At 65.7% G+C, this 16,401-nt stretch carries 15 protein-coding genes and 5 pseudogenes; 12 read left to right on the top strand and 8 right to left on the bottom strand.

Going from position 1 to position 16,401, the window contains the following annotated elements:
* Window positions 1–29: 29 nt before the first annotated feature.
* The gene (locus tag QMK28_RS17105; protein WP_326438783.1) at window positions 30–1,700 is read right to left on the bottom strand and encodes a phage tail sheath family protein; all 1,671 of its coding nucleotides are present in this window, start codon (window positions 1,698–1,700) and stop codon (window positions 30–32) included.
* Between the two features lie 255 nt (window positions 1,701–1,955).
* Between QMK28_RS17105 and QMK28_RS34305 the strand changes: the two are divergent.
* The 4 genes and pseudogenes from QMK28_RS34305 to QMK28_RS17090 form a co-directional block, all read left to right on the top strand.
* Window positions 1,956–2,372, top strand: a pseudogene (locus QMK28_RS34305) (helix-turn-helix domain-containing protein); the annotation flags it as partial.
* Window positions 2,373–2,475: 103 nt separating this feature from the next.
* Complete coding sequence (locus QMK28_RS34300; RefSeq protein ID WP_443050751.1) at window positions 2,476–3,018, top strand: IS630 family transposase; 543 nt, start codon at window positions 2,476–2,478, stop codon at window positions 3,016–3,018.
* A gap of 336 nt (window positions 3,019–3,354) precedes the next feature.
* Entirely contained in the window at window positions 3,355–4,605 is a 1,251-nt protein-coding gene (locus QMK28_RS17095) for a hypothetical protein (protein WP_326438781.1), read from the top strand.
* Window positions 4,563–5,261 carry a hypothetical protein gene (locus tag QMK28_RS17090; protein WP_326438779.1) on the top strand — a complete coding sequence of 233 codons (699 nt, stop codon included), beginning with the start codon at window positions 4,563–4,565 and terminating at the stop codon, window positions 5,259–5,261. The genes QMK28_RS17095 and QMK28_RS17090 overlap by 43 nt, the downstream gene beginning before the upstream one ends.
* A 73-nt stretch (window positions 5,262–5,334) precedes the next feature.
* On the opposite strand, the gene QMK28_RS17085 is transcribed toward QMK28_RS17090, so the two are convergent.
* The 4 genes and pseudogenes from QMK28_RS17085 to QMK28_RS34295 form a co-directional block, all read right to left on the bottom strand.
* Entirely contained in the window at window positions 5,335–6,039 is a 705-nt protein-coding gene (locus tag QMK28_RS17085) for a response regulator transcription factor (protein WP_326438777.1), read from the bottom strand.
* 5 nt (window positions 6,040–6,044) lie between these two features.
* Window positions 6,045–7,268 carry a sensor histidine kinase gene (locus tag QMK28_RS17080; protein ID WP_326438775.1) on the bottom strand — a complete coding sequence of 408 codons (1,224 nt, stop codon included), beginning with the start codon at window positions 7,266–7,268 and terminating at the stop codon, window positions 6,045–6,047.
* 113 nt (window positions 7,269–7,381) lie between these two features.
* A complete protein-coding gene (locus tag QMK28_RS17075) occupies window positions 7,382–7,828 on the bottom strand; it encodes a roadblock/LC7 domain-containing protein (RefSeq protein WP_326438773.1) in 447 nt (148 codons plus the stop codon).
* A 313-nt stretch (window positions 7,829–8,141) separates the two neighbouring features.
* Window positions 8,142–8,462, bottom strand: a pseudogene (locus QMK28_RS34295) (ATP-binding protein); the annotation flags it as partial.
* 12 nt (window positions 8,463–8,474) lie between these two features.
* Between QMK28_RS34295 and QMK28_RS17070 the strand changes: the two are divergent.
* Window positions 8,475–8,678: a hypothetical protein gene (locus QMK28_RS17070; RefSeq protein ID WP_326438771.1), complete on the top strand. Its 204-nt coding sequence runs from the start codon at window positions 8,475–8,477 to the stop codon at window positions 8,676–8,678.
* Window positions 8,679–8,966: 288 nt separating this feature from the next.
* Here the strand turns inward: QMK28_RS17070 and QMK28_RS34290 are convergent.
* From QMK28_RS34290 to QMK28_RS17060, 3 genes and pseudogenes are all read right to left on the bottom strand, one after another.
* Window positions 8,967–9,656, bottom strand: a pseudogene (locus QMK28_RS34290) (nitrate- and nitrite sensing domain-containing protein); the annotation flags it as partial.
* Window positions 9,657–10,086: 430 nt separating this feature from the next.
* Complete coding sequence (locus QMK28_RS17065; protein ID WP_326438769.1) at window positions 10,087–10,764, bottom strand: response regulator transcription factor; 678 nt, start codon at window positions 10,762–10,764, stop codon at window positions 10,087–10,089.
* 201 nt (window positions 10,765–10,965) lie between these two features.
* A complete protein-coding gene (locus QMK28_RS17060; protein ID WP_326438766.1) occupies window positions 10,966–12,498 on the bottom strand; it encodes a hypothetical protein in 1,533 nt (510 codons plus the stop codon).
* 517 nt (window positions 12,499–13,015) lie between these two features.
* Here QMK28_RS17060 and QMK28_RS17055 point away from each other — a divergent pair.
* From QMK28_RS17055 to QMK28_RS17035, 7 genes and pseudogenes are all read left to right on the top strand, one after another.
* A complete protein-coding gene (locus QMK28_RS17055; RefSeq protein WP_326438764.1) occupies window positions 13,016–13,225 on the top strand; it encodes a DEAD/DEAH box helicase family protein in 210 nt (69 codons plus the stop codon).
* A gap of 120 nt (window positions 13,226–13,345) precedes the next feature.
* The gene (locus QMK28_RS34285) at window positions 13,346–13,651 is read left to right on the top strand and encodes a transposase (RefSeq protein WP_443050748.1); all 306 of its coding nucleotides are present in this window, start codon (window positions 13,346–13,348) and stop codon (window positions 13,649–13,651) included.
* Window positions 13,618–13,887, top strand: a pseudogene (locus QMK28_RS34280) (IS3 family transposase); the annotation flags it as partial. The gene QMK28_RS34285 and the pseudogene QMK28_RS34280, both read left to right, overlap by 34 nt.
* Window positions 13,888–13,981: 94 nt before the next feature.
* A pseudogene (locus tag QMK28_RS34275) lies at window positions 13,982–14,530 on the top strand (IS3 family transposase); the annotation flags it as partial.
* A 405-nt stretch (window positions 14,531–14,935) separates the two neighbouring features.
* Complete coding sequence (locus QMK28_RS17045) at window positions 14,936–15,310, top strand: PadR family transcriptional regulator (RefSeq protein ID WP_326438762.1); 375 nt, start codon at window positions 14,936–14,938, stop codon at window positions 15,308–15,310.
* Window positions 15,307–15,897: an HAAS signaling domain-containing protein gene (locus tag QMK28_RS17040; RefSeq protein WP_326438760.1), complete on the top strand. Its 591-nt coding sequence runs from the start codon at window positions 15,307–15,309 to the stop codon at window positions 15,895–15,897. Before QMK28_RS17045 ends, QMK28_RS17040 begins: the two co-directional genes overlap by 4 nt.
* 188 nt (window positions 15,898–16,085) lie before the next feature.
* On the top strand, window positions 16,086–16,358 hold the full coding sequence (locus QMK28_RS17035; RefSeq protein WP_326438758.1) for a transposase: 273 nt from the start codon (window positions 16,086–16,088) through the stop codon (window positions 16,356–16,358).
* The last annotated feature ends 43 nt before the right edge of the window (window positions 16,359–16,401 follow it).

Here is a 16,401-nt window from a genome sequence, read left to right as displayed (position 1 = left end):
TCGCGCCGCGCATCTTCTGGTCCTGGTGGCTACGCGTCCGCTCCGGCGCCGCTAAGCGACTCCTGCGAAATCCGGAAGACGACGAACTCGGCCGGCTTCACCGGCGCCACACCGATCTCGCAGACAACCTGACCGGATTCAATGACATCCGGCGGATTTGTCTCGGCGTCACACTTCACGTAGAAAGCCTCGTCGGGGGTGCTACCGAAGAGCGCTCCCTGCCGCCACTCGTTGACGAGGAAGGCGGCGATATTACGGCGGATGGTGGCCCACAGCCGCTCGTCGTTGGGCTCGAACACCACCCACTGGGAGCCCTGGTAAATCGACTCCTCAAGGTAGTTGAAGAGCCTGCGCACGTTCAGGTATCGCCATGCCGGGTCGCTGGAGAGCGTCCGCGCGCCCCAGACCCGGATGCCGCGGCCCGGGAAGCTGCGAATGCAGTTGATCCCCGCAGGGTTCAACTGCTCCTGCTCGCCCTTGGTGACCTGGATGCCCAGGTCCACCGCACCGCGCAGCACCTCGTTCGCGGGCGCCTTGTGCACACCGCGGGCTGCGTCGTTACGCGCCCACAGGCCGGCGACGTGGCCCGAGGGCGGCATCAGGAAGCTCTTCCCGCTGGACGGGTCCGCCACCTTGACCCACGGGTAGTACAGAGCCGCGAACCGGGAATCGAACCCGGCCTCGTTCTGCCGCCACTCGTAGACCTCGCTCGGCCCCATGTCCGGCAGCGGGTCGATGATGGCCATGCGGTTGGCCATGCCCTCGCAGTGGTTGATCATCGCCATTTGGACGGCCTTGACCTGCTCCCGGTCCAAGGCCCCCCGCTCGTAGGCGGCCATCAGGTCGGGAGCGGCGACCATGGTCACATCGTCGATCGCCTCGAGGCCGGACAGGCCGGAACGCCTGCCGACATCACCCACGTAGCGCCCCACCACACTGCTCTCCACTTCCGCGCCGGAGCTCTGCACCCCGGCGTCGGCGGCAGCCGGGGGCAGCACCAGCGACTTCTTCTCGGGCAGCGCCAGGGCGGCACCGGTCGTGGCGGTGTCCTCCTCGACGAGGATGAACTTGGACTTCGCCCGGACCTGCGTCACCACGTACTGCACCGAGGACCTCTCGGCGGAGACGTCGAGCGTCTCGACCAACGAGCCGCCCACCTTGACCGACAGCTTGTAGGTGGCCTCGTCGTCCTGGGTGGCATCGGCAGCCGCCGCGCCGTCGGCGTCCTTGCCCGTCTTCCCCTTCGCGGCATCGGCGGGGGCAGGGAACTTACGGGCCTTCGGTCCCGACTCCCCCTCAGGCCACATACGCTGCACGTCGACAGCGACGTCCTTGCCCGCGGCTGACGGCAACGCCGTGACCCAGAAGCCCCCAAGGGCCTGTCGCGGCGCCGCGGCGACAGCGTTCGGGGCTGCGGATCCGACGGCTGCCGACGGTTCACCCCCGACCCGCACGATGTAACAAGTGCCACCGCCGTTCGCGAAGTAACCGTAAACGGAGTGCCCGAGATACGACCCGTCGACGAAGTCGCCGAACGTGCTCGTGAACTGGCTCCAGTTGGTAACCCGGACCGGCTCGTTCAGCGGTCCTTGTTCGGCAAACCCCACAAACGCCGCCACAGAAGTGCCCACGCCCTCAACAGGACGCGATCCACCCTCCATTTCCTCTACGTATACGCCTGGTGACAAGTAATTAGGCACCCGCAGTTCCCTGCCTTCTTCGCTCCGGACTTCCTGCCTGCCCAGAAGCTAACAGCGGTGACAGCCGACCGGGGCACAACTTTCGATCTAGTCACCCTTTGACTGACAAGAATCAACCAATGCCCTGCAGGGGAAGGTTGATACTTGTCCGGAAGGATCCGCAGGTCGACCGGAATGCCGAGGTGTTGCTCCGGTTTCCCGCGCCGCGTCTTAATTGATCCGAAACGCTTGTGATTCTGGGTCGTTGGGCTGGGTGTGAGTGATCTGGTGGGGGACGCGCGGCATCTGTCGCCGTCGGCGCAGGAGGTCCTGCGCCTTCGGGCGGTGGCCGCGCTGGCGGCGGGGCGGGACCGTGAGGACGTCGCGGCGGTTTTTGGGGTGTCGCTGAAGGCGGTGGACATCTGGTGGGTGAAGTGGCAGGCCGGAGGCCGGGCTGCACTGCTCGCCCGGCCGAAGGGCCGTCCGGTGGGCGTGCACCAGGTGTTGGGCGAGGCGGAACAGGCGGCGGTGCGGCAGGCGGTGCTCGACCACCGGCCGTGTGACGTGGGCCTGGCCGGCCAGTTATGGACCCGGCGCCTGGTCGGCGACCTGATCGCGAAGCTGTACCGGATGCGGCTGACCGAGCCCGGCGTGGGCAAGTACCCTAAGCGATGGGGCCTGACTTTCCAGCGGCCCGACAAGCGGGCCGTGGAACAGGACCCCGAAGCGGTGCGGCGCTGGCACGAGGAGACCTGGCCGGCGATCCGTACGAGGGCCCAAGGCCGAGGGCGGCGAGATCCTCTTCGCCGACCAGGCCGGCGTCCGCTCCGACCAGGTCACCGGCCGCACCTGGGGCGAGAAGGGACGCACTCCCGTCGTGCGGCGCACAGGCAACCGGTTCCCGGTCAACGCGATGTCCGCGATCAGCACCAAGGGCCGCATGCACTTCATGGTCTTCACCGGCACCTTCGACGCAGAGGTGATGTGCCACTTCCTCGACCGGCTCGTCGGGCATTTCGACCACAAGATCCACCTCGTGGTCGACGGGCACTCCGCACACCGCTCGAAGACCGTCCGGACCTGGCTCGCCGTGCACACCGAAGAGATCGAGCTGCACTTCCTGCCCCCGTACTCGCCCGAGCTCAACCCCGACGAACTCGTCAACGCCGACCTCAAGCACAGCCTGCCCAAAGGCCACCAGGCCCGGAACCAGGCCGAACTCGCCGCCGAGACCCACCGCTTCTTCCGCAGACGCCAACGCCAACCCCACATCGTCCGCGGCTACTTCCACGGACCCCACGTCCGCTACACCCTCAACGAGAACCCTTTGAGTTTCTGATCAATAGGTCCCGTTGGCAGGAACTGACGGAGTGTCGGGGCGGGTCATCGTTCGGCCACCCCACCGCTCTCCAATGCAGACTGCGTCCGGCGGCGGCCCTCGCTAGCTTTCTCGATGCGACCGCCCCAAGGCGGTTGCAAAGTCCCGCAATCTCCGCACCCGTTCTGGTCACGCGGATGCGGGGCCCTGTGCGGGCCCGCCAGCATGACGACTCGTCAGGTTGCTTCCGGGCCTCACGGCGGACTTTGCAACTGCCCTGATGGGCCGTCCACCCGCACACAACGGGAAAGGCGAATCGTGCCGCGTAAATACTTTGACCCTCGCCAGGATCAACGCATGGCGCAAAAGCAATCCATGGAAATGGTGAAGAAGGAAGTTGAGGAGCGACGGAAGAATATCCACCCAGCGGTCTCGCCGACGGGAGCCGACTACCAGCAGATGACACCGGCCCAACTTGTCACATGGGCGCTCTACCTTGGATCTGTCGTGGGCCCGTTGCCTGAACGCCCACACCAGCTCCCCCTTGGGCTGGACCGAGCATCGCCCACCGAGCCACCAGCGCCGGAACAAACCCCGCAGACCGGGGCTCCGACAGCCGGGGCCCCTTTCCGGCAACACGCCGGGAACACTACTTCGGAGCCCGCACCGGGAGGAGGGTACCTGTCCGCACTGGCCGCATGGGCGCGTGAGCCGCTCCCCGGGGGATGGGACCCTGTTCCGCTTTTTTCCGGTGCCGAAGCGGGCGTAATCCCTCCATCCAACACAGCCAATATTAAATTCGGCCCGCCGGAAGATCCCCCGGATTTCCTCGCCCGCCCCGCGCACGCCAAATATGAAAGAGCAATGGTAAGCCCGGTCTACTCCTCACTTAATGATCAGACTGAGACCCTGGAAGGTACCCCATGGGATACGGTCGAAAAATTCCAGCATCACTTCAGAACCCTCCATCCCAAGATATGCAAAGTTAACTGGAGGGGGACGCCGGCAGACATTACCCGCCTCAGAATCAAATGCAATACCCCTCGAACGGAAGACGGGCGTTTCCTCAACTATGCCCACGTCCGCATCACGTTCAAGGATGACCGCCGTGACCTGGAGGCGATCATGCCGGCCGACGGAGGATGGCATAACGCCACTTCGATATTTCCCGAGAGGCACCTGCACGGACATTGGAAACGAACTTCAGGTGTGACGGTCAGCCTCTTGGAAAAGAGCCACGTCGATGACACGCACTGGGGAACGAGATTTACGATTCCACCTCTCGCCCCAGCCGTCCCCATCAGGGAGACCGGGCTGACGATCAGCGGGCAGGAAGAGATCGTCCAGAACCTTCCGAGCCATTCGCCTGCCGAATATTCGGTATATGAAGAACACTATCTCCCGTTCAATATGTCAACTGGATACTATGAGGTGGTCGCGGATCCGGAGAACGGATGGACACACCTCGCCAATACTCCTGGACTCAGGTTCGTGCATCCGACGGGAAGCATATTCGGTGCGATAATTACTTACATGAAGCTGAAGGGAGAGGATTACCAAATCTTGTGCTGGCAAATTTCCCGAAGAATGACGACTATGAGATCGTAAATGTTGGCTCGCTGGTCAACAATATCGCCAAAGACGACGGGCTGGCGATCGGGCTGGACATCGTTGCGATCAGCGGCGACATGGTCTGCTTCGCACTGGTGTGCGCCGGTGTGGCGGCAGGGCCCGTCGCACTGTTGGGCCTGGCGTTCGGGCTGCCTGCCATCATGCTGAGCGGTACGCCGTCCTCAAGTCCCCTGTCGGACCCAGTGACTTTCTCGAAAACTCTCGTCGACGATGCAATTCCGCTGATCGGGTCGACTCTCACCAAACTGGAGGAGGAAGCGTTCGCCAAATTTACGGAGAGCGTTAAGGGTAAATTCACCAAGGAAGAGCTGCTGAACGCATTTCACCAGGGCTGGAAGGTCGCCGCCCAAAAGATTTCCCTCAAGCTGCTGGAACAGCGGGAAAAGAGCTGGCTGGAGCGGATTGATAATCTTCGCCCTTCCCAATTGCCGCACGGAGACACTCTCATGAAGAACCTTGCAAATCGTGGATTCCCTGGCTGGACGAAGGCCAATGACAGCAAACCCCTACTGAAGGAGGTCGTGAGGTACAGCTTCAGCCAGCTGCGGGAGAATATTGACGCACTAGCAGCCGGGCAGGAGTGCTCCTCGGAAAATGTTCGGATTCCCAATCTTGCCTCGTATGTCCACTGACCTCGCCGTCTCGGTTCGGGTGGGGCAGGGCCCCGGTCAGGGGCGTTTCAAAGTTCTTTGACCATAAGTGTTGTCACCGGTCACGCGATGTCGAGGAGATCGAGCGTGCTGGCAGGCGATTACGCCGCGGCTCTCCGTCGGGTCCTGTCGTGGTGATCCCGGACTCGTGGGCGAGGATCGCCGCCTGGGTGCGGTTGCCCAGGCCGAGCTTGGCGAGGGTGCGTGAGACATAGGTCTTCACGCTCGCCCCGGACAGATGGAGTTCCTTGGCGATCTGCGCGTTCGTCTTCCCGACTCCCACGAGGGCGAGCACCCTGTGTTCGCCCTGGCTCAGCGCGGACAGCTTCTCGTGTGTCCCATTGACCCGGATCGGTGTGTTGTCGGCGGCCCGCCGCACCAGCCCGGTCAGCACGCTCGGGGCGATGACCCGGCCACCCGCCGCCACCGTGTGCAGGGCGGCGAAGAGCTCCTCGGGGCGCAGGTCCTTGAGCAGGAACCCACAGGCTCCGGCCCTGAGCGCGCTCAGTACCTGGTCTTCGCTGCTGTAGACACTGAGTATGAGGACATACGGTGACTCGGGCAGCTGCGTCAATCGGCGCGTGGCCTCGATACCCCCGATACGGGGCATGTTCAGGTCCATCAGGACCACATCCGGACGGTGGGTCGTGACCTGGGTCAGCGCCTCGGCACCGTCACTCGCCTCGGCGACCACCTCGAACTCGTCCGAGGAGTCGACCAGCATCTTCAGTGCCCCACGGATGATGGGCTGATCGTCCACGATCGCTACGCGAGTGAGCACAGTTCCCCTTCGTTTTCGTTGTCTCCACCGGTCACGGGAAGCACCGCCTCAAGAGTGAAGCCGCCGTCGCGCTGTGGCTCGGCCACCATGCGGCCGCCCGACTCGGCGACTCTCGTGGCCAGGCCGATCAGACCCATCCGGCCGGAGTCCCCCAGTAGCCCCGGGCCGACCGGCGAGCCGTTTCGCATCGTGAAGGTGACCTTGTCCTGCGCGTAGGACAAGTCGACGACGGCCACCGCCCCGGGAGCGTGCTTGATGACATTGGTGAACGCCTCTTTGCAGATGCGGTGGAGCAATTCCTCCGACGGAGGAGACAACGTGCGGGGTGTGCCGTCTACGCGGCACTCCACGTCCATGCCGACCGCTGCCATGTTGCGGACCAGCCCTTCCAGGAGCTCCGCGCAGGTGGTGCGATTACCGAGAGCGTCCTGCCGGCCGTCCGTGTCACGCATGACATTCAGCATCTGCCGTAGGTCGCACATCACTTGATGGGCGGAATCCATGACCACCTCAGCGGCCTGCCGGGCCTCCGGTGGCAGGCCCGGCATCCGCTGGAGCGTCCCTGCCCGCAACACCAGAAGGGTGGTCTGGTGGCCGATGTGGTCATGCAGCTCGAACGCGAGCCGGGTGCGCTCCTCCAGCAGCGCGAATCGTGTGGCGTTGTCCACCGCGCCCTCCAGCTGCGTGAAACGCTCCCGCAGGACGTCGTGCAGTGACCGCTGATGCCGGACCAGCCCGCCGAGTATCGTCGGGAGCACAATGTCCACCCCCACCCCGTAGTAGAGCTGCGGGATGCTGTCCGCGGACATGCCCACGGTCTGCCGGGTCGTCAGATAGGCCCCGACAGCAACGGCCACCGCCGGGAAGCGCAATGCGCCGCCGTAGCAGGCGACCGCGTAGGCGGCGGCAATCAGTGGCGTGCGATCGTCGGTGGCGAAGCTGGCCGCGAGCCCTGCAGCCAGGCACATTACGGGAAGTCGCCGCCGTAGCACCAAGGTTGCCGCGGCGATCATCGCGATAGCGGCGGAGGCCCCGACATCGCGCACGAGACCTGTGCTCCACACATCGCGCGTCTGCACGTACGACGCGAAGGTGACGAGCAGGGCGATGCCGATGTCGCCCAGCCACCGCCGATGTGCCAGCCTGCTCGGTCCGCAGGTACGGACCAGGCCGTGGAGGATTCCTTGTATGTGCCGGAGCTCCCGCATTCTCCCGGGAGCACGAGGCGGCCACCCTTGACGCTCTGCCCGGACCGGCAGCCGTCGGCCCGGGCGCAATCGGCGAATCATCCGTTTCCTCTCTGGAGAAGTGTGGTGAGGCGTCAGGCCATGAGCATCTGGCGCAACCCCGCCCGGACCTCGGGCGTGAGGAGTTTCCCGACACGTGCCACCAGACGGGCCGCTTCATGGACGACGTATCCGATGTCGCACTCGGGCCCGGTCAGCACCACGAGCGTGAAGCCGTCCGGGACGGCCATCAGGAAGAGATAGCCGCCTTCCATGTCCACCACGGTGTGGTGGACCCAGCCGGTCTCGCAGATCTCGGCCAGGCAACGGGTGAGGGAGGCCAGGCCGGAGACCGCCGCGGACATGCGCTCGGTGTCCTCCCAGCCCAGCCCGCCGGAGGTGGCGAACACCAGCCCGTCGGAGGAAACCACGGCGGTATGCCTCACGCCGGTCACTGCCCTTGCGAAGTCCTTGACCAACCGATCCACTTCGGACGCGGTGGCGTTCGCGTCGCTTCCGGCCGTTGCCTCGTTCGTCTTCATCCGTAGGTGCCTCTCGTTCTGTGTCCGGCGTGTGCTGCGTTGTCCATCGGCTCATTGGCTGGGCCTTCAGACCACGGGCCCGGCTGCCTTTCGTCGTGTGGTGCCCGGATCGGGCCGCGAGGCAGGCTCTGCCAGGAGCTGCGCGGGCAGTTCCACTGCCGCCGTACAGCCGATCCCGTCGGAGAGCAGCAGGGCTCCGATCCCGTGCCTGTCGGCGAGGCGGCTGACCACGTACAGGCCCATCTGCCGGGTTGGTCGCCACGTTCACCAACGGCGGGTCCGCCAGGCGGTCGTTGAGCGTCATCGCCTGCGTCGCGGGGATGCCCACCCCGCGGTCGGACACCTTCAGGACCAGCCCTCCCGCAGGGGCCTGGCCCGCTGTCACCTCGACCGGGTCCGTCGGCCCCGAGTACTGGGTGGCGTTCTCCAGCAGCTCGGCCAGGAGGTGGGTCAGGTCCTGTACGGCCGGAGCGACGACCCACACGTCCGGCAGCTCCGTGACCCGGATCCGGGTGTAGTGCTCCACTTCGGCCGCCGCAGCGCGTACCACGTCAAGCAGCGGGGCAGGGACGGAGTGGACCCTTCCAGGAGAATCTCCGGCCAGTATGAGCAGATTCTCTCCGTGCCTCCGCATCCGCGTGGCCAGGTGGTCGATCCGGAACAGCCCGGCCAGCTTCTCCGGGTCCTCCTCGGCGCGTTCCAGTTCCGAGATGACATCGAGCTGCCGGTGTACCAGGCCCTGGCCGCGCCAGGACATCGAGGCCAGCATCGCGTTCACGCTCGTACGGAGCACGGCCTGCTCGGCGGTTTGTCGTACCGCCTCCCGGAACACGGCATCGAACGCCCGTGAGACATCACCGATTTCATCCCTCGTACCGAGATCGATCGGCGTCACTCTCAGCTCCACCTCCCCCGGCCCCTGGGCGGAGATGGCCTCCACCAGCGCGGGGAGCTGCTGCTCGGCGGCTTGCAGCGCCGCCCGTCGAAGCCTGCGCAGCCGCCGCGCCGGCGAGTGGGCGCTGCCCAGGGCCACCAGGCCGGCCAGACCCAACGCGGTGGTCACGAGCGTGGTGTCGACGACAGCGTCGCGCCTCGCCGTCGCCCGGGACGCCGCGTTCGTATCCAGTATCCGTCGGGCCACGGCGGTCTCCACGATGTACAACCGTTCCAGGGCGCGGCTGGCCGCGCGGTGCCAATCCCGCGCCCGAAACGGTGGTTTGGCGCCCTTCGGGTTCTTGTGGGCCCCGGCCGCGGACTCGCGCACCATTCCGTCCACCTCGGTGGTATCCCCCACCGTCTTCTCGTACAGCTCCGCGTCCTCGGGTGCGGCAGAGGCGCGGAACTCGCGCAGCGCCATCTCCCGCACCCGCTGGGAGGCGAGCACGGCGGAGGCTTCCTCTGCAACGAGGCGGCCACGGGCGATGCCCGCGTTGAGCAGCGCCCGTTGGCTGGACAATGACGCCTTGACCACGAACAGCGTGTGCAGCGCCCAGCCCTCGGTGGATTCTGGATCAGCGTGGTAGTCCACCCCGGTACCCAGCGCCAGCAGCGGAGCGAGGAGGTCGAAGTACGCCGTTTGTGTGGCCATCGGGCCGGTCGTCTCGGTGAACGCTTTAGCTCGCAGGCCCTCGGGCCCATGCAGCGCGGTGTCCACGTCGTCTATTCGCTGTGTCAGCCGGGGGCCGGCCGCGGCACCGCGGGCGCGGGCGCGGAAATCTGTGAGCGCCCGGTCTGTCGCCTCGCGATGCGCCCGGAGGTCGTCAGTGGTCCGGCCGGGTGTGAGCGCGGCGATGTCGCGCTCGTTCTGGAGCCCGTGCGCGAGGGTCATGGAGGTCAGTACGAGGCGGGACGTGGATTCGGCCCGGCCGAACGGTCCGGCACGGTCCAGGGACTGCGCGACACGTGGCACTGCGAGGCCGGTAGCGAGGGCGGCCGGGAGGGCGAGCAGGATGGCCATCCGGGCCGTCAGGCGCCAGTGCTGCGGGCCGGACAACCCCAGCGGGCCGCGGCTCCTGCGCGCGGATGACCGGCTGCGGGTTCTTCGCGAGGCGGACAGCTTTTCTCCATGGGGCTCGTCATGGGGCTCGTCATGGGACTCGTCATGGGACTCGTCACCCACGTTATGGAGGCGCGCTCTCTGTGATTTGTCTGCGAAATGTAGCCCCGGTGTCGCCGAAAGGTGACTGTTTCCCGTGCTCGTGGAAACCCGCCGGCCCGTGGAAGGGGTCAGAGGCGGTAGGCGGTCTCGGCGAATCAGATCATGCCTTGCCCCGGAGGCCGAGGTCGTCGCCCCGTACGCCGACCAGGCCGGCTTCGTAGGCCAGGATGGCCGCCTGGGTACGGTTTTCCAGGCCGAGCTTGGTGAGGGCGCGCGAGACATACGTCTTCACGCTCGCCTGTGAAAGATGCAACTGCCGGGCAATCTGCGCGTTGGTCAGACCTGCCCCGATCAGCGCGAGCACCCGGCGTTCGCTGCCGCTGAGCTGAGTGAGCCAGGCTCGGGCGGACGCGCCACGCGCATGCCCGGCGGCGGACGCGCGACGGACCAGGCTGTCCAGCGCCTCGGGCGCCATCACACGGCCGCCGACCAGCGCGGTGCGCATGGCCGTTTCCAGTTGCCCTGGGGAGAGGTCCTTCATGAGGAAGCCACAGGCGCCCGCTTCCAGGGCGTCCAGCACCCTGTCGTCGATGTCGAAGCCGGTCATGATGAGTACCTTCGGCGGGGCGGTGAAACTCATGAGGTGTGCTGTGGCGACAATGCCGTCGACGTGCGGCATGCGGACATCCATCAGCACCACATCAGGCTGGTGCGTCCTGGCCTCGGCCACGGCTTCGGCACCGTCACCCGCCTCCGCTACGACGTCGAATGCGGGCAGGGGCTCCACCAGACGCCTCAACTCCGACCTGATCACCGCCTGATCGTCGACGATCAGCACAGACGCGCCCACCCCGGCCCCTTTCACTCATCAAGAAATACCCGGCCAGCATACCTATGCAGGATCAGAACATTTCATCAGGTGCAACTCCAGGGGCGCAGCACGGTCCCGGACCAAATTCTCTATCCGGTTATACTTCTCTCTTCAATTATCCTTCAGTGAGGTTACTTGTACGTAGAGTCAGCGCGGCCCCTTCTGATTTCACGCCGGACCGGTCCGTACCCGAGCATTGATTTCGGCACCGAGTTCGAGGACACGGCGGCGCAATGCATCCTTGTCCCTGATCGCGAGGGCATGCCCGTACTCGCCTGTCGCGATCCGTGACTTTTCCGCGACCGGCATGCCGTCGAATCGGTCCTTGTTCTTACGCATGCGGATCAATACATGTTCGTCGTGCCCGAGTTCATGGAGCTGTTCCAGCAGCGCCAGGTCTTCGTCACCCAGGCACGTATTGCTGGCGTCGAGCGCCCGCTTCGCGGCATCGGCCATCCGCATAAGGTACTTGGAGCTCTGGTAGAAGGCCTCTCCCGATTCCTGATAGTGAGTCATGTCTTTGAGGAGGTCACCGAGTTGCTCGTTGAAAGACTGCAGATACTGCGCGGCGGAAACACTGATCCCCGACCCCGCCTGGCCGCCCACGACATGACGTACCGCCCCTTCGGAATGGTAGGCCTCCATCGCATGCCAGAGGGCGTAGCTTGTCTGCTCCCTGGCGAGCACCGCGAGTTCGTCCGTCGGGCTGCCGGCGTAGGCCGCCTGCGTTGCACGCACCTGCCGGGCCAGGCGCGTGTAGACCTTGTTCCGGGCCCGTACCACCACATCGGGGGCCGAGTGCTCGAAGGAGTCGAGGAACTCCTGGTCGGAGCACCGGAGTCGACCGGACCCGGACTCCTGCGCCACCTGGGCCGCCAGATCCGCCACAGCGCGCGTGTGCACACCGTCTGCCATCCGGTACCTGATGGTGGCCGTCCCCCGCTTGCCCGGTGTCATCCGGCGGACGAGGTCCCGGAGATAGCCGTCCCACTCGTCCTGCGTCATGTATTTACGCTGTTTGGTGAGCGCCGCCACATCCTGGTCGAATTCCACGGCGGCACGCCCCTGCACACCGGCCGGCCGGCCGATTTCCGTGTCTTCGGGCTCAGGGCGCAGACGCGGTTTCGTCGCGGGGTCCCACTCCCCCGCCCCGGCCTCCCGCCGCCAGGTGCGGGGCCGGTCGGCCGATCCCCATCTCCGGCCGCCGGGAGCGTCCGTACTGCCGGTGTACGCGGGAAGGCCGAAGTTGCTCCGCTCCGGCATGAAGTCCTTGACATACAGGTTGGTGTCAAAGACCGTCGCGGATTCCTTCCCCCAATCCCGGCGGAACGTGTCGTTGAACCACTCGACCGCGGCTACGTCTTCCGGTCCGCTCACAGTGATGTCGTAATCCGAGGTCAGGGTCACACTGCCGACCGATCTGATACGCAGTGGGGAGAATGTGGCCCGCAGCTCCAAGAGCTTCGCATCGACATACCATTTGCGGAAATGGACGAGGCTCCACATGATCTCCTTGGCCTCCGGGCTTCCGTAGTACTCCAGTTTCGCCGCCGACCAGTCGTCACCCACCGCCGCCAAATACTGACGCGCGGCCACAGTCGGGCCGCCGGCGGGGCCGTGTCTCCCCGACACCATGTCGGCACGCCGTGTTCTGGATATCCGTTGTGGTGTCGCAGCGGTGTTCTGTAGAGGATCGAACACATCTCACGTCCTGCCCCGGCCCGGATCCGCCCACAGCGGGATCCGGCCGCTTCGCTCACGCTTGTCAATGGATGGATACGAAGGAACCACCCCAGCCATGCTGCCACTTCCGGGCAACAGGAACGGCTACGACTAAAGTTGATCACTTGTCACACAATGGGTCATATCCGGAGGGCCGCCCGGTGACGGTGTCAGGTGGTGGTCTGCGCGAAGACCACGGATGCCGTGCGCCGGCGTTGCGCGCGGGGTCGCTCCCGCACGCTCTGCGCCCGGTCGAGGCCAAGGCCCCCGTGCCATGGAGCTTGGCCGCGGTCCATCCCCGGCGGCCATTCGGCCGAGCTGTCACACCACGGCCTTGCCCCCACTCCGTGCGGCTGCCTGCATCCACCAGCTGCCCGTCCCTCCAATCGACTGTCCGGCATAGCGAGGAGGTTCGCTCAGGGGGCGCGTGGCGGCCCGCTCCACTCCAGGGGAAACGATCATCAGCCCGTGACCCACGGGCGAGAAGGGGAAACGCATGTCAGGGAAAGAGCTGTTCCCGCATCAGGTGGAGGCGGTCGACGCCGTCCTGCGCGTGCTGCAGACGCCCGCCGGCGGGCTCATGCCGCCGCAGGGGCTGCGGACGCAGGTGATCGCTGCGACGGGCTCGGGCAAGACCCTGATGGGTGCGGCTCCTCTGGAGGGACCGGCGTCCCTGTACCGGTCGCGATCTTTCACTGCTGCCTAGTGTGCGGTGAGGGCCTGTTGGGAGGCGGGCCGGGCTGCGGACGCCGTCCCGACCCGCTACGGCAACTGAGGGCCCCGAAGTTTCCGGACATGGACCCAATAGGGTTGTCCTGTCAAGGAAATGAGGAAGCGCGAAGTGGCACCGCCCAGCAAGTACACCCCGGAGTTCCGCGAGGAATCGGTGCAGTTTGCACTCCGGTCCAGTAAGACCGTCTCCGAGACGGCCCGAGAACTTGAACTGAACCCGGAGACACTCCGGGGCTGGGTGAAGAAGTATCAGAAACAGCATGAGCCGCCCGCCGGCGCTGAGCTGACGGTCAGCGAACGCGTCCGATTGAAAGAACTCGAACGCCGAATCCGCGAAGTCGAGATGGAGAACGCCTTCCTGAAAAAATGCGCGGCTTACTTCGCGAAGGATCCCCGGTAGCAAGCAAGTACGAGTTCATCGAAACGATGCGACTCGACACCGTGGAGTACGCATTTCCCGTCGAGTTCATGTGTGAACACCTCGACGTGTCCAAGTCCGGCTACTACGAATGGCTGGGGAGTCCGGATTCCGCGACAGCCCAGCAGCGCGAGAAACTGAAACTTCTCATCAAGAAGGCGTTCGACATGTCCGACAACACCTACGGATACCGGCGCATCCACGCCCAGCTCGCCCGCTGGGGCCACACCGCCAGCCTGGAGCTGATCCGCCTGCTGATGCGAGTGCTGGGCCTGGCCGAAGCCGAAGCGGTGGTCCCTCACCCAGGCCGCGGCGGGCTCCGTGCCGGACCTCGTCGGCCGCAACTTCACCGCGGATTCTCCCGGCGAAAAGCTCGTCGGCGATATCACTTACATCAAGACCGGCGAAGGATGGCTGTATCTCGCGACCGTAATCGACTGCTGCACCAAGGAAGTTATCGGCTACGCGATGGATGATCACTACCAAACTCCCCTCATATCCCGGGCCATCCGCAACGCGGCGCGGAACAGGAAGCTCGCCAAGGGTGCGATATTCCACTCTGATCGCGGCAGTAATTACATGTCAGCCGAGTTCGGGCAGACGCTGAAGCAGCACGGGCTCCGCAGATCTTCCGGGCGCACCGGAATCTGTTACAACAACGCGATGGCCGAATCATTCTTCGGTGCCCTGAAGAACGAGCGGGTTTCCCGCATGACTTACCTGACCCGAGAGGCCGCCCGACAGGACATCACCCGATACATCGAACTCTGGTACAATCACAGGCGTCTCCACTCGGCTGTCGGATACCGCCCTCCGCGAGAAGTCCACGCCGAATATTCGGAGTTGCGAATAGTCGCGTGAAATAAACAGTCAGATCACTGTCCGGAAAACGCGAGGCGCCTCACAGCACTCCGAACGGCTCCCGCTGGACATCACTTTGCAGCAGACTCACCCCTGGCGGCCTTGGACGACGTCTTGCGACGTGGTGAAACTCGCGCTCTGGTCAGCACGAAGGATCACGCCAAGGCTGCCCCCCACGTCCGGCAGTTCCCTCTGGAGCGATCAAGTTCGAGGGACCATTCGACCAGCGACGTTAAAAGTCAAGGTCAGAAGTTGTTTCCGATCTGCGGGTTTGTCGAGCCACCCGCCTGATTACGGCCTGGTAACGACCCGGAAGGTCGTAAGCACCAGCACCACCAGACTGATGGGTTAAGGGGATCCGCCCCCCTTTCCCATCCGCTTGCCCCACCAGGTATCTTGCATCGCATGGAACCAGGTGATTCGGCCAAGCATGCCCGGGCAGCCGCCCAGCTGCGCAAGGGCGTCCTGGAGTACTGCGTACTCGCCCTGATGCGGGACCGCCCCCGCTACGGCGTGGAACTCCTCCACGCCCTGGAGGACTCCGGTGCCCTGGCCACCAGCCAGGGCACGGTCTACCCGCTGCTCTCCCGGCTCCGCCGCGACGACCTGGTCACCACCACCTGGCAGGAATCCGCCTCCGGACCACCCCGTCGCTACTACGCGCTCACCGACAGCGGCCGGGCCGCGCTCGACGAGTTCACCCGCGTCTGGCCCGGCTTCCGCAACGCCGTCGACGCCTTCCTGACCACCCCACACCCCTCCACCGGAGACCTCGCATGAAGACCTCTGCCGACCCTGTACGCGACTACCTCTCCGCCGTCGAGCGCGAGGGCTCCGCGCTCCCCGCCGACCGTCGCCAGGAACTCCTCGCCGACCTCACCGAACACATCGAGGTGACGCGCACCGAACGCCCCGACGCCGCGATCGGCGAGATCCTCGCGGAGCTGGGGGACCCCCGCACGATCGCGGCAACGGCGCTGGCCGAGGCGGGGAACGGGACCGCCGGGGCCTCGGCCCGGAGCGGTGTCGGCGCACCCGCCCGGCGCGGCAAGGTGCACCCCCTGGTCCCGCTCCTGATGCTCACCCTCTCGCTGCTCCTCATCATGGTCTTCCCCGACCTCCCCGGGCCGCTGTTCGGCGTCCTGTTCCGCATCACCGGCGCGGTACTTCTCTGCACCTCAGTGCACTGGAGCGCCGTCCAGAAGACCACCGGCGTACTGCTTACCGCCATCCTGCCGAGCGCCGTCATCGCCACCTGGAACCTGTCAGGCGCCCCGGCCGGCACCCCGTCCCTCCTGGCCAACCTGGTAACGCTCGCCCTGCTGGCCGGCACGGCAGCATGGCTCTGGCGGGTCCGCCGCGCCTGAGCTTGACTCTGTCGGGGATCTTGGAGTTCTCCGGTGCGGCAGCATGATCAACGGGCATGCTCGGGCTGTTCCAGTGGCCGATGTAGTCGTCGAGGTGCCCGTTGTCCCTCCGCCCCCGCTCCCGTGAGCAAGTCCCCTCTCTTACCGCCCAGATCGCGCGGGCGAGCAACCCGGGTGGCACCACGGCCATGTGGGTGAGAGACCGGCTGGACGGGCTGTGGCGCGACGAGGACTTCGCCGACTGGTACCCACGTGACGGGCGACCGGGCCTCTCACCTGCCCAACTGGCCACCGTGTGCGTGCTGCAGTTCCTGCTAGGCCTGTCGGACCGGCAGGCTGCCGAGGCGGTCCGCTGCCGCATCGACTTCAAGTACGCGATGGTGCGCCACGAGGCGCCACTACCCCGAGCGGGGGTGAAAGGACCCCGCCGCTGGCCTGTCGCAGCAGGCCAGTGCAGCTGAGGGCAGCCTGATCGCGGAGACGCGCGGGAGGGCGGCAAGCAGC

The organism is Streptomyces sp. H27-D2 (assembly GCF_035828615.1).
Lineage (GTDB): Bacteria > Actinomycetota > Actinomycetes > Streptomycetales > Streptomycetaceae > Streptomyces.
The sequence above is the reverse complement of the archived record's forward strand: the minus strand, read 5'-3'. Positions and strand labels throughout refer to the sequence as shown.

Excerpts from the sequence above, each read along its gene's own strand:
- QMK28_RS17095 (WP_326438781.1), top strand. The coding sequence starts at position 3,355 with ATGGCGCAAAAGCAATCCATGGAAATGGTGAAGAAGGAAGTTGAGGAG.
- QMK28_RS17080 (WP_326438775.1), bottom strand. The coding sequence starts at position 7,268 with ATGCGGGAGCTCCGGCACATACAAGGAATCCTCCACGGCCTGGTCCGT.
- QMK28_RS17075 (WP_326438773.1), bottom strand. The coding sequence starts at position 7,828 with ATGAAGACGAACGAGGCAACGGCCGGAAGCGACGCGAACGCCACCGCG.
- QMK28_RS17055 (WP_326438764.1), top strand. The coding sequence starts at position 13,016 with ATGTCAGGGAAAGAGCTGTTCCCGCATCAGGTGGAGGCGGTCGACGCC.
- QMK28_RS34285 (WP_443050748.1), top strand. The coding sequence starts at position 13,346 with ATGAGGAAGCGCGAAGTGGCACCGCCCAGCAAGTACACCCCGGAGTTC.
- QMK28_RS17045 (WP_326438762.1), top strand. The coding sequence starts at position 14,936 with ATGGAACCAGGTGATTCGGCCAAGCATGCCCGGGCAGCCGCCCAGCTG.
- QMK28_RS17040 (WP_326438760.1), top strand. The coding sequence starts at position 15,307 with ATGAAGACCTCTGCCGACCCTGTACGCGACTACCTCTCCGCCGTCGAG.
- QMK28_RS17035 (WP_326438758.1), top strand. The coding sequence starts at position 16,086 with ATGTGGGTGAGAGACCGGCTGGACGGGCTGTGGCGCGACGAGGACTTC.